General features: G+C 31.1%; 12 protein-coding genes. 1 reads left to right on the top strand and 11 read right to left on the bottom strand.

The genetic code is table 11. From position 1 onward, the window contains the following. Positions 1-8: 8 nt before the first annotated feature. Genes nqrC through FRY74_RS04130 form a run of 3 tightly spaced genes read right to left on the bottom strand, consistent with a single transcriptional unit; the run spans position 9 to position 3,464 of the window. On the bottom strand, positions 9-932 hold the full coding sequence (gene nqrC / locus FRY74_RS04140; protein WP_147098925.1) for an NADH:ubiquinone reductase (Na(+)-transporting) subunit C: 924 nt from the start codon (positions 930-932) through the stop codon (positions 9-11). A 2-nt stretch (positions 933-934) separates the two neighbouring features. Next, a complete protein-coding gene (locus FRY74_RS04135; RefSeq protein WP_147098922.1) occupies positions 935-2,080 on the bottom strand; it encodes an NADH:ubiquinone reductase (Na(+)-transporting) subunit B in 1,146 nt (381 codons plus the stop codon). Positions 2,081-2,111: 31 nt separating this feature from the next. Then, a complete protein-coding gene (locus tag FRY74_RS04130) occupies positions 2,112-3,464 on the bottom strand; it encodes a Na(+)-translocating NADH-quinone reductase subunit A (protein WP_147098921.1) in 1,353 nt (450 codons plus the stop codon). 130 nt (positions 3,465-3,594) lie between these two features. Between FRY74_RS04130 and FRY74_RS04125 the strand changes: the two genes are divergently transcribed. Beyond that, a complete protein-coding gene (locus FRY74_RS04125) occupies positions 3,595-4,962 on the top strand; it encodes a type IX secretion system plug protein (protein WP_147098918.1) in 1,368 nt (455 codons plus the stop codon). A 7-nt stretch (positions 4,963-4,969) separates the two neighbouring features. Here the strand turns inward: FRY74_RS04125 and FRY74_RS04120 are convergent, their stop codons facing one another. The 8 genes from FRY74_RS04120 to FRY74_RS04085 are packed head-to-tail and all read right to left on the bottom strand — an operon-like array spanning position 4,970 to position 16,358. Beyond that, positions 4,970-6,295 carry a TolC family protein gene (locus tag FRY74_RS04120; protein WP_147098916.1) on the bottom strand — a complete coding sequence of 442 codons (1,326 nt, stop codon included), beginning with the start codon at positions 6,293-6,295 and terminating at the stop codon, positions 4,970-4,972. 4 nt (positions 6,296-6,299) lie between these two features. After that, the gene (locus tag FRY74_RS04115; RefSeq protein WP_147098913.1) at positions 6,300-7,433 is read right to left on the bottom strand and encodes an efflux RND transporter periplasmic adaptor subunit; all 1,134 of its coding nucleotides are present in this window, start codon (positions 7,431-7,433) and stop codon (positions 6,300-6,302) included. A 25-nt stretch (positions 7,434-7,458) separates the two neighbouring features. Beyond that, positions 7,459-8,721, bottom strand: a complete 1,263-nt coding sequence (locus FRY74_RS04110; protein WP_147098911.1) for an ABC transporter permease — start codon at positions 8,719-8,721, stop codon at positions 7,459-7,461. Then, positions 8,718-9,947, bottom strand: a complete 1,230-nt coding sequence (locus FRY74_RS04105; protein ID WP_147098908.1) for an ABC transporter permease — start codon at positions 9,945-9,947, stop codon at positions 8,718-8,720. Before FRY74_RS04105 ends, FRY74_RS04110 begins: the two co-directional genes overlap by 4 nt. After that, a complete protein-coding gene (locus FRY74_RS04100) occupies positions 9,940-10,641 on the bottom strand; it encodes an ABC transporter ATP-binding protein (protein ID WP_147098905.1) in 702 nt (233 codons plus the stop codon). Before FRY74_RS04100 ends, FRY74_RS04105 begins: the two co-directional genes overlap by 8 nt. A 38-nt stretch (positions 10,642-10,679) precedes the next feature. Further along, a complete protein-coding gene (locus tag FRY74_RS04095) occupies positions 10,680-12,029 on the bottom strand; it encodes a TolC family protein (RefSeq protein ID WP_147098903.1) in 1,350 nt (449 codons plus the stop codon). Positions 12,030-12,043: 14 nt separating this feature from the next. After that, positions 12,044-15,226 carry an efflux RND transporter permease subunit gene (locus FRY74_RS04090; RefSeq protein WP_147098901.1) on the bottom strand — a complete coding sequence of 1,061 codons (3,183 nt, stop codon included), beginning with the start codon at positions 15,224-15,226 and terminating at the stop codon, positions 12,044-12,046. Between the two features lie 7 nt (positions 15,227-15,233). Next, complete coding sequence (locus FRY74_RS04085; protein WP_147098899.1) at positions 15,234-16,358, bottom strand: efflux RND transporter periplasmic adaptor subunit; 1,125 nt, start codon at positions 16,356-16,358, stop codon at positions 15,234-15,236. Positions 16,359-16,677: the final 319 nt, after the last annotated feature.

The raw sequence follows: 16,677 nt of genomic DNA, 5'->3' as shown, positions 1-16,677 counted from the left end.
ATTATTTTTTAAATTGAATCAATAACACTTAAAACAACTGAAGAATCGTTTAAATTAATCAAAGTTGAATCATTCAATACTTCTTCTATAATAGGTTCTTCAATAATTTTAGTTCCTGTAAATTCAGGATTACCTTTAAAGAATCTGTAATAAACATTTAAGTTTCTAGATAGCATTTCTTCAACACCAACACCTGTAAATGTTGCTCCCGAAATACCATCAACTTGATGTTCATTTAATTCATTTCCTGGTTTTTTAACTTTTATTGGAGCAAAAGCACCATTTTCTTCAATAGTTTTTCCAATAAATTGATCTTGAAACCAGTCTTCGGTAATTTTTGAACCTAATCCAGGAGTCTCACCTTTGTGGTCAAAAACCGACCCCGTAATTGCCGATGCATTATCATTTAAGCCTAAATAACCCCAAACATCATCCCATAAACCTTTACCACTAGCAGAAACTACATAATACATTTTACCTTGGTTTTCACAAACAAATATTGGAAAATGAATATCTTCTGAAGCTCCTAATGCTTCTTGAATTTTAGCATCATCACCTTTATATGTATTCATTATTGGCTTAACATATTTAGAATATTCTTTTCTTAAATTAATGTTAAACGCATCTAATTTATCTGTAGGATCAATTGCATCTTCAGAAGTTTTATCACTTACAATTTCTCCATTATAGTTTATTGTAATTCTTCTTTTTACAAAATCATTAAACATTTTTCCTGCATCTTCTCTAGAAACTCCATCTGTTTCTTCAATACCAATGGCTTGTAAAATATTTTGCATTTTTTCGTTTGATACATTAGCACTTTGAAGAGGTTTTAATCCCATCGAAACAAAAGCTAATAATCCACCAACAACCACTACCATTATAGTAGCAAAAATTATTGTATATACGTTACTATCTCTATTTACTGCCATAACTAAGCTATTTTAACTCTTTTTAATCTCTTTTTAATATTTGCATTAACTACTACGTGATCAATTAAAGGTGCAAATACATTTCCTATAAGAATAGCCAACATAACTCCTTCCGGATAAGCTGGATTAGCAACTCTAATTAGCATTGCTATAATACCTATTAATAAACCATAAACTATTTTACCTTTAGCAGTTTGTGAAGCAGTAACTGGATCGGTAGCCATAAATACAGCTCCAAAAGCAAAACCACCTAACATTAATTGATGTAAAGCTGGAACTTCTAAATAAGGGTTTCCACCTACAGCATTAAAAACTAATCCTGTTAATAAACCACCAACAAACATAGAAAGCATAATTCTAAAGCTACCAATACCTGTAAGTATTAATATTAAAGCTCCTAAACCGATTGCAATAACAGAAGTTTCACCAATTGAACCAGGTATTAAACCAATAATAGAATCCATTATAGAAGGAATTGCTTCTACACCACCTTCAACTGCTTTACCTAGAGGTGTAGCACCAGAAAATCCATCTACAGCTGTTCCATCTCCTAAACTAATCCATACTTTGTCTCCTGACATTTTAGTAGGATAAGCAAAGAATAAAAATGCTCTTGCTACTAAAGCAACATTTACTACATTCATTCCTGTACCACCAAATACTTCTTTACCAATAACTACTGCAAAAATTGTAGCTACAGCAACCATCCATAATGGCACATCTACTGGCATGATTAAAGGTATTAACATACCTGAGACTAAGAAACCTTCTTGTATTGCATGCTTATTAATGGCTGCAAATACAAATTCTACACCTAGCCCCACTCCGTAAGATATAATTACAATAGGTAAAACTTTTAGAGCTCCGTAAAGGAATTTATCCATAAACTCAGCCATTTCTCCAATAGCTAAAAAATGTTGATGACCGACGTTATATATTCCAAATAACAAACTTGGAATTAACGCTAAAACAACCATAATCATGGTTCTTTTTAAGTCAATTGAATCTCTAATGTGTGTTCCGTTATGATTTGTATGCCCTGGAACAAACAAGAAGGTATATGTACCATCCCAAACCGCATGAGCTAAAGGAAATTTTCCGTCAGCTTTCGGTTTCATTTTTTGCATAAATTGCTCTAATGCCTTCATTTATTCTATTTTAATAAAGTCGTTATAATAATTAACTACATTCTTTTCTTACTAAATCTAATGCCTCTCTTACAACTCGCTGTACTTCAATTTTTGATGTACAAGCAAATTCACAAAGTGCAAAATCTTCTGGAGCTACTTCATAAACTCCAAGTGCTTCCATTTTATCAATATCCTCTATCATCATTGATTTAACTAGTTGCACAGGGTAAATATCCATAGGGAATACTTTTTCATACTCTCCTGTAACAACATAAGCTCTCTCTTCTCCGTTAACGTTAGTATTTAAATCATACGTTTTATTTGGAGTTAAAAATGACAATGCAGTTCTAGATAAACTAAATTTATTTAATCCTGTGAAAGGTAACCAACCAAAGAATTGCGTATTTCCACCCTCAGGTAAAACTGTTAATTGATAATCGTAAAATCCTAAATATCCATTTTCTGGAATTTGTTTACCAGATAATGGGTTACCACTAATGTATCGCCCTCCGTCTTCAACATTTCCAGTAACAATTCCTGAAATATTTGCTCCTAATATTGTTCTTACATACTTAGGTGCATTTACTTTAGAACCAACAAATGATATTACTCTAGAAGCATCAAATTTTCCTTCTTTAAATAATTTACCAATTGTTAATACATCTAGAGATTTAAGTGTCCAAACAACTTCTCCTTTATTAACAGGATCAATATGATGAATTTGAACACCAACATTTCCTGCTGGATGTGGTCCTGAAATTTTATTTATTTGAACGTTTTTAGCTTTTTTATAAGCATCGTCAGGGTTGTCATTTCCATTTACATTTAAATGAACTTTACCATCCGTTAATTTGGCTATAGCATCTAAACCTATTTGAAACAATTCATCTTGTCCATGCATTACAAAATCATAATCTGGAGCTAAAGGAGCTGTATCCATAGCTGTAATGTAAATCGCTTTAGGAGAATCACTAGGATTTGCAATTACATCATAAGGTCGTTGACGGAAAAATGGCCAAACACCACTTTTTAGTATGGTAGCCAAAATCTCTTCTTTTGAAAGTGAATTTGGGTCACCTTGTTTAAAAGTTTCAAATTGATTAGCGCCATCTGCCTTAACTTTTACTTCTAAAAGTCTTCTCTTGTCTCCTCTATTAATCTCCACAACTTCTCCACTAATTGGAGATGTAAATAGAATTTGTTCATTCCCTTTATCGTAAAACAAAGGAGAACCTGCTTTTACTTTATCACCCAACTTAACACATAATTTTGGTATTAAATTAGGAAAATCGTCAGGTCGTAGAACCACGTCAGAAACTTGTACAGGATTAGCGTATAACTTTTCGGCAACACCTTTTAACTTGATATTAGTGCCTTTGCGAATTTTTACGTCTTTTGACATTTGCGTCTGTTTTTAAAAAATCAATTGACAAATTTATAAAATACTATTACCTTTCAAAGCAATTTTTAAGAATTTTATACATTTTTTTACCGACTAGAGATATACTTCGCTCAAAGTCTTAATTTTGAAGATGAATAAAATATTTTCGATTTTCTTGAAAAACTCACTAATTGTTTTTTTACTTGTTTTTACAATCTCTTTTTCTTTTTTTGGATTTAAGACTAAAAGCTTTCAATATCTTAACATTAGTAATAATGACACTACAGATATTTACGCAAATGACAACTATTTAAGATATGATGATTATACATACAACAAAAACATTAAAACGGTTTTGCTTTACAATTTGAGGGATGAATTGAGTTACCCTACTCTACCCTTAAATAGTAGTGAAAAACTAAAATTAAGCTTTGATGATTTTAACACCAGTTTAAAAACGTACTATTATACTTTTATCCATTGTAATGTTAATTGGACTCCTTCTGATTTATCTCCTAATCAATATTTAGATAACTATACCGAAGATGATATTAAAGAATATAAATATTCATTTAACACTGATAAAGCATTTATACATTACAACTTAACTTTCCCGAACGAAAACATTAGTATAAAACTATCTGGCAATTACATTATTAAAGTATATGATTCTGATTATCCAGATGAAGCTGTGATTACGAAGAGATTCTTAGTTTATGAAAACCATGCTGATGTTAATATAACTATAAAACCATCGGTTAACCCTAATGAGCGATTTACAAGACAAGAAATTGACTTTGAAGTAAACCATAACAATTATGAAATAAATAATCCTTACCAAAATATTACGGTTATTTTAATGCAAAACTATAGGTGGGACAATGCTATTAGTGGTTTAAAACCCAAATTTATTAATGGTTCTTTATTAGATTATAATTACGAAGCTGTAAATGTATTTGATGGTAACAATGAGTTTAGAAATTTTGACATAAAATCGATGAACTTTAATAGCCAAAATGTATATAGAGTACAATATGATAATGCTGAAAAAATGATGAACATTATTTTGTATGAAGATTTACCTAGAGCATTCCGAAAGCATTATGCCCAACCTGATTTAAATGGCAATTTCTTGGTTAAACGAGATGACAGTAACGATTCAGAAACTGATGCAGAGTATGTAAATGTTACCTTTAATTTAAAGCGAGACACCCTAAGATATGGTGGAAATATTTACTTGTTTGGCAAGTTTACCGATTGGAAATTTAAAGAGGAGTTTAAAATGGCTTATGACACCATTAATAAACAATACCAGCAAACTGTTCTTTTAAAACAAGGTTACTATAATTACATGTATTGTTTTGTAAAGGATGGCTCAAAAAACGTGGGCGACATCTCTTACATAGAAGGTACTTATTACGAAACTGAAAACGATTATACTGTTTTGGTTTATTACAGAAACCCAATGGAAAATTTTGATCAGCTTATTGGTATGAAGACCAGAAACACGAATAAATAGAAGCCTACTATTCAATAACAATAGGAACTCCTGAATAAAACTCTAATACTTTTAACTTAAAAACATAATCATATTTAGAACGAATTAGCTGTGACTGAGCATTTAACAAGTTGTTTTTTGTTTGGTTAAAATCAAAAGAGTTAATAGCTCCTGCTTTGTAACGTTCATCAGCATAATTAAAAGCTTTAGTTTGTGCTTCAACAGAAATTTTTGAAGCATCATAAGATTTAGATGAAGCCTTAGCATCTGTATAAGCAGTTTGTATGGTTTCTCTTAGTCTTAATCTTTCAGTCTCTAACAAATATTCGGTTCTTAAATAATTGATTTTAGACTTATTTACATTTGTTCTAAACTGATAACGATTAAATATTGGAACATTTAACGAAACACCAACAGACTTACCTAGGTTTTGATCTAACTGTTCTGAAAAAGTAAAGAAATCTGGCGTACCCTGTCTGTGTTGATAGATGGTATTCATGCCCATATTTAGCGTTAAGCTCGGATAAAAATTAGATTTAGCAATTTTAACACCTTTTTCTGCACTTTCAATGTTTAATTCGGCTAACTTAATTTCAGGAAAAGATGCATTTGCTTTATTGTAAATATCCATAACATCATTACCTAAAATACTTTGATCGCTAATTGCAATATTTACATCTTGCACTTCAATACTAGCTTCTTTTAATTGTAGCAATTGAGCCAATCTTAAAGTTGCCATAGCTTGTGTATTTTCGGCAACAACCAAATTTTGTTGGTCGGTTGCTAAAGTCGATTTTATATTAAATAAATCGCCTTCAGCCAGAGATCCAGCATTCACCAATTCTTCGATTCGAGCAACTTGTGTTTCACTAATTGTAACTTGAGATTGAGCAACTTTAACTTGTTCTTTTGCAAACAATACTTGTAAATAACCATTTACTACGTTCAACGAAATATCGTTTTTCATTTTAGTTAATGCTGCTTCTTGTGCTTCTACACTAATTTTAGATTGCTTTAATGTGTGAATGTTTGCAAAACCATTAAATAAATTTACAGAAGAGTTAACTCCAATAGTATTAGATTGGAAATCGGCTGAAGCTCTAGCTCCAGAAGCCGTGATAGATGAACCAAAATTGTAATTATGTGAGGCATTTGCATTTAAATTAGGTGCAAAACTCCATTTAGCAGCCACAACATCTTGGGCTGCAATATTTTTATCTAGTTCAGATTGCTTTACAGACAGGTTGTTCTCTATAGCATAATTAACACACTCTTGTAAAGTCCAAATTTTAGTTTCTTGGCTTTTAACATTCCCTATAAAAAAGAGTGTTATTATCAATGATAAATATTTCATAAGCTTATCTTCTTTTCTTTTTCTTGTCCTTATCACTTGTTTTCTTAATTGGTTCAGTAATGTTCCAAACTTTTACTTTATCGGTTTCTTTTAAACCAGATAAAATCTCAACATTTATACCATCCGAAATTCCTAACTCTATAGTTCTTTTTTCAAATTGTTGTTCACCAATTTCAACTTCAACAAAAGGCTCTTCAGTTTCTTCATCAAATTGAACCAATGCTTCTTTGATTGCCAAAACATCTGTGCTTTCACCTATAACAATGGTAGCATTTGCGCTATATCCAGCTCTAACAAAAAAGTTAGTATCTAAAAATACGTTTGCTTCAATTTTAAATTGAACTGCTCCTTGCTCTTCAACACCTTGAGGTGCAACAAAACGAAGTTTTGCTTCGAAAGTCTTGTCGTTTATTGCTCCTAAGCTAATTTGCAATGGCATATCAATTTTTAATTTTCCAACTTCAGCCTCATCAACTTGACCCTCAAAAATCATATTAGTTAAGTCAGCAATAGTTGCTACGGTAGTTCCAGGGTTAAAATTATTACTCTCTATTACTTGATCTCCCTTTTTAACCGGAATATCTAATACTGTACCTGATACAGTTGATCTAATATTTGTATTTGCTGCACCTCTACCTGCTGTTCCTGATTTTATTATCTGTAAATCAGCCTCAGCATTAATTAATTCTTGTTTTGCTTGGTTAAAACGCAATTCAACACCATTAAAATCTTGTGCCGAAATCACTTTTTTATCAAACAAAGCTTTATTTCTATCATAATCAATTTGAGCATTGCTTAGAACTATTTTAGCATTATCAACTCTTCCTAAAGCACTATTTAAAGCTGCTTCGTTTGGTACGACTTTAATTTTAGCAATTAAATCTCCCGATTTTAATATTTCTCCTTCTTTAACAAATACCTCCTCAATAATACCTGAAATTTGAGGTTTTATTTCTACTTGGTCTTCAGGAACAACTTTGCCAGTAGCTACAGTTTTCTTCTCAATATTTGTTCTTATTGGAGCTACCGACTCATACTTAATAGGATCTTGATTATTGGTTGAAATGAAGAAGTTAGTAGCGTATATAACTCCTAAAACAAGGATTCCAATTAAAATGTACTTAAATACTTTTTTCATTATTTATATAATTTATTTTTATTAATTATTCTTCTCTTAAAGCGTCTATAGGCTTAATACTAACTGCTCTTTGAGCAGGAATTAAACCGATTAAAGTTCCTAATACTACCATAATAACAAGTGCCCCAATTACATAAGGAATTGGAACAGTAGGATTAGTGTATGGTATATCTGTTTCTTGTGTTGCTGAATCTATTATTTTTAATACAAATGAACCTAACACAATACCAAAAATTCCAGCAATTAAAGTTAAAAATACCGACTCTAATATTATTTGACCCCTTACTTCGCTTGGTGTTGCTCCTAAAGCTCTTCTAACGCCTAATTCTTTTGTTCTTTCCTTAACAGATATTAACAAGATGTTTCCAATACCAATAACTCCAGCAATAATCGTTGCAACACCTACTACTAATGATAAGAAAGTTAAGCCTTTAGCAAATCCGTTAATTTTATTAAATAGTTCACCTAAATTAAATGAACCTATAGCTCTTTCATCCTCTGGTGATATTTGATGAATTTTCTTCAATACTTTTTTTACATCTTCTTCAACTTTAATAACATCTGCGTCATCATAAGCAGCAATAGCTAGCCAGCCAACATCATTTCCTGTATTATATAATTTTCGGTAAGTTGAAAAAGGTATAGTAATATCTCCATCGTCACCAAAACCGCCACCATCTTCAAACTTTTTAACACCAATAACCCTGAAAAATACGTTATCAATTCTAATAAACTTTCCAATAGGATCAACATCTTTAGCAAAAAGTTCTTTTTGTGTTCGTTCACCAATTACACATACCTTCCTGTTTGTTTCAATGTCATTATTATTTACAAAGCGTCCTCCATTGTATATTTTTTGTGTTGCTATTTTAGATAATACAGGATAGTCACCATAAATACTATAAGAACCTGTCCGCTGACCGAAAACAACACTCCCAGATTCACCACCAAAGGCACCCTTTACTATTCGAGGCGCTATATATTGAATTTCAGGAATTCTAGTTTTTAAAACCTGAACATCATTTAATTTTAACTGTATTGGCCTTCCTGTTTTAAAACCAGCATAAGGCACACTAGTTTGTTGAGCCCAAGCAAACATACTATTCATTGCTACATCTTCAAATTTTTCTTCAAAGCCATTATCCAATCCTTTTGCAGCGCCTGACAAAACAATATAAATAAAGATACCCCACAACACACCTATTACAGTAATAATGGTTCTAGACTTATTCTTTTGAATAGAGCCAAATATTTCTTGCCAAGTATCTCGATTAAATATCAACATTATTCGTCTCTTAAAGCTACAATTGGTTTAATTCTGGCTGCTCTTCTTGCCGGTACATATCCAGCTATTGCTCCAAATACAATTAAAATTATGGTTGCAAAAATAGCTGTACCTGTATTTATATATGGATTTTTAATAAAATAGTCATCTAATGAATCACCTAAAGAACTAAGCAACATTATACCTGAAAACAAACCTACGTAACCAGCTGCCGTTGTAATAAAAATTGATTCTTGTAATATGATTAAAATAACAGACCTCGGTGAAGCTCCAATTGCTTTTCTAATGCCTAATTCTTTGGTTCTTTCTTTAACAACATAAACCATAATATTACTAATACCAATAATTCCTGCTATTAAAGTTCCTAAGCCTACAAATGATACAACCATTTGAAGCAAACTTCCAAACTGTTGGTTTTGCTCTAAATCATCAGCCACATTCCTTAAATAAATTGCACCCTGGTCATTTGGATGAATGTTGTGACGCTTTTTCATAAAAGACATCAATTCTTCTTCAAAATTCATAGCTCCCCCATAGCCAATTTCAGGTTTGAAAGCCACTATAATTTGCTCTAATTTGTCTGTATTTTTTTCTATTAATTGATTTGTAGTATATGGTATGTAGACATATCTTTCCTCATTATCTCCGCCATCATCTTGGAAAACTCCAACTACCTTAAATGATCTTTTTCCAATATCAATAAACTGACCTAAAGCATCTTTCCCTTCAAACAAATCTTTTTCAACTAAGCGACCAATAACAGCGTATTTGGTTTTATTTTTTAAATCCTCATTATTAATATACCTCCCTTTCATTAAGATCGTTTTCTCTGCATTTTGATGCCCAGGAGCAACAGCTCTTAATCCATAATTATTTGATTTACTTTTAAATTTAACTGAATAATTTCGGGTTATACGAGGTGTAGTGTATTGAATTTGATATTTAAAATTTTTCTCTATTTCAGCTAAATCCTTATTATCAAACTCTATAAAACGGCCTGTTTTAAAACCATTGTAAGGAATATTAGTTCTACCTGGAAATAGTCTAAAAATATTAGTAGCATCATCCATAAAAAACTCTTGAAATGAGTTTTTTAGTCCATTACCAAAACCAAACAGAATGACAAAAATGAATATACCCAGAGCTACTGTAAAGCCTGAAAGAAATGTTCTCAATTTATTTTTTGAGATTGTTTCAAATATTTCTTGCCAACTATCTCTATTAAACATGGTCAGAAGCTCTTACTTGATCAACAAACTTATCTTCTATAATTACACCATCTTTAAGTATAACTACTCTTTTACACATCTTAGCAATATCATCTTCATGAGTAACAACCAAAATAGTTTTTCCATCATCATTAATTTCTTGAATTAATTGCATAACCTCATAAGAAGTTGTAGAATCAAGAGCTCCGGTAGGCTCATCTGCTAATAACACTTTTGGTTGAGCGGCTAACGCTCTAGCAATAGCTATACGTTGTTTTTGTCCTCCAGACAATTCACTTGGCAAATGGGTTGCCCAATCGGCTAAACCTACTTTTTCTAAATATCTTAAAGCAGTTTCATTACGTTCTTTGCGGGGTACTTTTTGATAATAAAGGGGCAAGGCAACATTTTCGAGTGCTGATTTATAATTAATTAAGTTAAAAGACTGAAAAATAAACCCTAAAAACTTATTTCTATACTTAGCTGCTTTTGTTTCATCTAAATCTTTAATCGGAAAATTATCCAAAGTATAAGTCCCTTCATCGGCAACATCTAACATTCCAAGAATATTAAGCAAAGTTGATTTACCAGAACCTGAAGAACCCATTATCGCTACTAACTCACCTTCTTTTACATTAAAATTAATTCCCTTTAAAACATGTAATGAGTTTTTACCAATTTTATAAGATTTATGTAAGTCTTTTATTTCAATCATTGTATTGGTAATATTAAGCCTATTAACTATAGTTTACGCTATTTAAAATCTTCAATTATTCCTCCTGTCAATCTTACTATATCCGTATTTCCTGAAATAGCATTAAAAACAGACTCTAAATGTGTTGCCGCAGTATTTAAGTAAGAAGTCTGTATATCTCTAAACTCAAACGAAGAAATACTTCCAGTTTTATATTTTTCTGTAGCTATTTGCAGGTTTAACTCAGCATTTTCTAAAGTTGACTTTGTTAAGTATAAAATAGCTGTACGAGCTGAATATAATTCATAAGCAGAAATTAAATCATTTGTTAGGGACAACTCCATTTCATTAATTGTTAAATCAGCAATTTCTTCTTGAATCTTTAAGTTACCATATGCCCTATGAGTTTTGTGCCCATTAAACAACGTAAATGTAAGCGACAAATTTGCATAATAAGTAAACGATTCATTCCCACTAGTATTAATACTCTCTCCACTTATTGAGTTTCCTTTAAAGCCACTAATAGTTTTATTAGTTCCTGTGTTAAAAGAAAATACTGGAAATAAGTTTGCACGCATTAAGTTTTTATCTTTTTTAAGAATATTTTGATTGATGTATTGATTTTTTAGAGTTTGGTTGTTTGACAACATTTTTTCTTTCAACCCATCTATACTTAATAAATTTTTGGTGTGTTCTAATTTATCTGTTAACACATATTTATTTTCAACATTTATAGCCATAAGCATATTTAAGTTACGCTGTGCATTTTTAAAAGCTAACTCTTGCATTAAATAGTTTGTTGAATCAGTAAGCAAAGCATTTTTCACTTGTAACAAATCAAACGTTGAAGCACTCCCTAAATCTTTTTTATCCTGCATATACTTGTATCTATCTGATGATACTTCTAGTAGTTTATGAATTGCATTCAATTTTTCTTGTTGTAATAACACATTGTAATAACCAAGTATAATCGATTGGATAGTATTCTCTACTACTACTGCAGCATTTCCTTCGCTTTGCTCTTGTAAGTACTGTAATCTATCTTTTGATATTTTCACCTTAAACCCATTAAATAATACCCAATTTAAATCAGCACCATAAGTAAGACTGTTAGATTGAGAAGTACCTTGTATGAAAGAAGCAGGGTTATTGTTATCGCTCCAATTAAAACCTTGACTAGCATTAGCCGAAATTGAAGGTAAAGCACCAGCTTCTAACCAATTATTGTTTCTTTCAGCAACCTCTATATTCTTTCCAGCAATTTGAATTTGAAAATTAGATTTCAACCCAATTTCTATGGCATCTTTTAACGATAAATTATCTTGTGCTTTAAGATTAAAACTTAAACACAATAAGCCTAAAACTATAAGTTGGCTATTTTTTATTGTTTTAATAATTATACTATTCATGCTTATTTTCTTGACTAATTATTTATAATGTCAGCATCTCTTTTTACGTCCATCAATGTAGGCTCAACTTCTTCAGGCATTGGCTTAACTCCAGTCCATAACCATTTAAAAGCTTTTCTAACATCATTAAATAATAAGATTAATAAAGGGAAAAACATCAAAATAAAGACTGTTCCAAACAATACTCCATAAGCCACGGAAATTGCCATTGGCACTAAAAACTGAGCCTGAAAACTTGGTTCAAGAATTAATGGGTACAAACCAGCAATGGTAGTTATTGAGGTTAATAAAATTGCTCTAAACCTAGAAGTTCCAGCATCAATTGCTGCATCTACTAAACTCATTCCTTCTTTTAGGTTTCTATTGTATTTATCTAAAAATACTACAGCATCATTAACTAAAACTCCCATTAAAGCAATAACTCCCCATACACTTAACAATGAAAAAGGTTGGTGTTCAATACCGTGACCTAACATAGCACAAAAAGGACCAATCAAAATAATAGGAAAAAACATTAATCCTTGCCATAATGAATTAAAATTAAGTGACAGAATTAATAACATTAACATGATTAATATCCCTCCTATTATAGCCATAGATGAACCCGATTTTTGAGCGGATTCAGCTTGGCCTCTAAATTCAACGTTTACGCCTGGAAAATTTGCTTTTAGCTGAGGCACAATTTTTTCTTCTATAGCTAAGTTAATTTCAGAAGTTGAAGCATATGCATCAACCTGAGCCGCATCAACTCTTATTTCACGAACTCCCTCAAAATGCTTAATACTAACTTCTCCCCTTTCAATTTTATATTCAACTAATTCTTTTAACGGGATTAATTGGCCTGTTGCTGTTTTAATTTTAACATTATCCAACTGTCCCAAAGACTTTCTATCTTGTTCAGGATATCTAACCCAAACCCTCACTTCTTCTGTACCAATAATTAAACGCTGAACTTCTTCTCCAAAAAATCCTTGTCTTATTTGGTTCGTAATATCTAAATGGGTTAATCCTAAAGTTCTAGCTTTTTGAGTTAACTCTAGAAGTATTTCTCTATTTCCTTGCCCTCCATTATCAGTTATATCTTTTAATTCTGGCATTTTAGCTAACTCTTTCTTTAAGTAATCTTTAGCTTCTTTTATCTGTCTATAATCATCTCCTTTCAATGCAATTTCAACTGGTTTTCCCCAACGGTTTCCACCTCCAACCATAAATTTTTCTAAGGTTGGATCTTTCTTAATTTTATTTTCAACCCTTTTTGCGATTTCAAAACTCGAAATCTCTGCTCCTTCAACATCCAGATTAACCCTTACCATTCCAGCATGTGAACCGCTTTCTCCAAGTTCCTCGGTTCCTCCAATAACAGCTGAAACATAAGTAATTAAAGTATCTCCATACTCTTCTTCCAATTCATATTTTACTGCCATAACTTGATCATAGCAATACCACATAAATTCAGTAGTTTTTTCTTTAGGTTCCCCAGATTTATATGCAAACTCGACTTTAAAGTCATCGAATGGTATAGCTGGAAAAAAAGTTGATTTAATAATACCATTAGTTAAAAGTGTAATAATTAAAATCATAAATAATAATGGGAAAAAAGCCAATGCACGTCTTAACCTTTTTTTATACATTATAGCCTTTAATCCTTTTCCATAAACGTTGTCTTTTAAATAACTGATGCTATTTTCAACTGCTTGTTTAATTTTAGAAAAGATGTTGTTTGATTTTTCTTTTTGCTGTAATTTTTTAGTTCTTAAGTGAGATGGTAATACTAAGAATGCCTCTATTAATGAGAATAATAATGATGCTATAACTACAAATGCCATTTCTTGCATTTGTTCCATTCCTTCAATAAATAGAAGCACACTAAAAGCTACAACAGTAGTAAGAACAGAAGTGAATACGGAAGATATTACCTCCATTGTCCCATCTAAAGTTGCTTGATATGGTGTTTTACCTTTTTCGTAATGAGCATAAATATTTTCGGCAATTACAATTCCATCATCAACGATAATACCAACAACGAGTATCATTCCAAATAACGAAATCATATTTATAGTTATACCATATAAAGCGCCTACTATAAACATTCCTAAAAATGAAATAGGAATACCAGCTGCCACCCATATTGACAATCTTAAATTAAGGAACAATCCTAAAACAATTAAAACTAGTAACAAGCCTATAAAACCATTATTCATCAACATATCAATTCGCTGCTTTAACATATCATAAAACTGAAACATAATAGTCAGTTTCATATCATCATGCTTCGAATTAAATTCCTCTACATACCTTTTTACTTCATCAGAAATTGCCCCTAAATCCTCATCCTCTAATTTCATTATCGTTAATGTCACATTTCTATCACCATTAACATAACTTTTAACTGGAGAATCAGCAAATTGATATTTGACTTTAGCAACATCACCCAATGTAATAATATCTCCATTTGGTGTTGTTCTTATCACTAAATCTTCAATACCTTGTACAGTGTTTTGTTTAGCTTTTGCTCTAATTAGATACTCTTCACCATCTGTCTTAACAGAACCAGCAGAAACATCTCTATTGTTAAATCTTACTGCATTTGCTACGTCATCAAATTTTAAATTATACCTTAACAATTGTTCCTCTTCTACTTCAATAGAAAATTCGGTTGCTGGATATCCATCTTTTAAAACTTGGCTAATAGCATCTGTATTCAGTAATTCATCCTCTATCTTCTCAGCAGTTTCTTTTAGCTTAATAATATCAACATCACCTGATAATGAAATAAAAGAGGCTCTACTATTCATAAAACCTCTTTGTTTCACAATAGTTGGTTTCTCTGCGCCTGCTGGAAAACTATTAATACCATCAACAGCATTTTCAACATCTCTTAAAACTTCATCAAGATCTACATCTTTATAAGCTACAATATTTACTGAGGCAACATTTTCTGAAGATGTCGAAAATAATTCTTCAATTCCTGAAATTCCTTTTAATGCTTGTTCAATTTTTATGGTAACACCCTCTTCCATTTCTAGTGGAGATGCCCCATTATAAAAAACACTTATTCCTATTCTGTTTGGATCTTGTTCTGGGAAAAATGAACTATCCATTGTAACAATAGCCGTAATACCAAACATTGCAGTAATTACAATAATTGCATTTGCCCAAATTGGTTTACGTATAAAAAATGAAATTAAATTTCTCATATAATACTTATTGAATAATTGGAGCTACTTTCATACTATCAACCGCACCAGGAATTGGTTCTATCACAACCAATTCTCCACTGTTCAACCCCTTAACTATTACTGTGTTTTTGTTTCTTTTTATGATTGTTGGATTTTTTCTAATTAGCATACTATCTACAACAGTATATATAGTTTGGTCATTTAAAAACGACCTTCTCGAAATTTCATCAGCATTGTCTACTTTATCAGCATAAATACTTGCTTCAACATACATTCCGTTATACAATTGTTGCTCTATATTGGATTCTATACTAACAAAAACATCTATTGATTGAGTATTTGGATTAATGTTTTGTGCTATCCTAGCTACTTTTCCATCCCATTTCATTTCTTTATTCTCACTAAATAAATTCACTTTATTACCTACTTTAATTAATGAGATATTTTCTGGACTTACAGGAACTGCAACTTCCAAAGCAACCGTTTTAATAATTGTAGCTATTGGTGAACCAGGATTTATAATTGCTCCTGTTTCAGCTGTAACAGCAACAACACTTCCATTAAAAGGTGCATAAACACTATATTTCTTTAGTCTTTCCTCATCACCTTTAATGTTGTAGTATTCTGCTAAAATATTTTTTGCTGCCAAAAAAGTTTTTTCTTTATTTGATTTAAACGAAGGTAAATCAGGAAGAGAATTGTCTAAGTCAATATTATCAAGGAACCCAGACCAAGCAGTAACATTATCCGAGAAATCAATTTTGATATCAGGCAGAACAGATGCCATTAAATTTAAAAAGCCACTTTTTCTAGCTTTTAAAGCTAATTGAGCTTCTTTATCATTTATTTTAAAAAGTAATTGTCCTTGTGAAAAACTCTGACCTGCTTTCAAGTCAACTCCTCCAGATAAAAGGACACCTTGAACTTCAGCTGAAAGCGTTATATTTCTTGAAGAAGAAACTCTACCAAATCCTGTAACAAAAATATCTACAGTATCATTTTTAACTTCATGAACCTTTACATATTTGTTGTTATCTCCTTTTACCGCTCCTTTTTTAGCACCATCATCTTTACCTGTGGCTAATCTATATACCACAAGAAATAACAATGAAAAAACTACAATTAAAATAATTATTTTACGCTTAGCCATAATCTACTCAATTTATTAATTGAGCAAATTTAGATGTAGAAATCTAAACAATTTACATTATTACACAAATGGAAAAGAATAATGATAAATGGTTTAAACAAGTAAAATCGAGCGAATTGATTATTTATTTTCTTTTCTTTTTAGCTTTATTTACAAAGTAAAAAACGGTAAATATTAATATCAATGCCACCATTATAGATATAAAAAAGATAAACTCTGATCCCATAACGTATAATTTTAAAGTGAAACTAATTAGGCTTAATAATTAAACGTTAGATAAAAATAAAGGTTGCTTCGACTAACAATCAAATTCTGTCTA

The organism is Vicingus serpentipes (assembly GCF_007993035.1).
GTDB classification, from domain to species: domain Bacteria; phylum Bacteroidota; class Bacteroidia; order Flavobacteriales_E; family Vicingaceae; genus Vicingus; species Vicingus serpentipes.
Note: the sequence above shows the minus strand (reverse complement) of the source record. Positions and strands in the feature narration are given on the sequence as shown.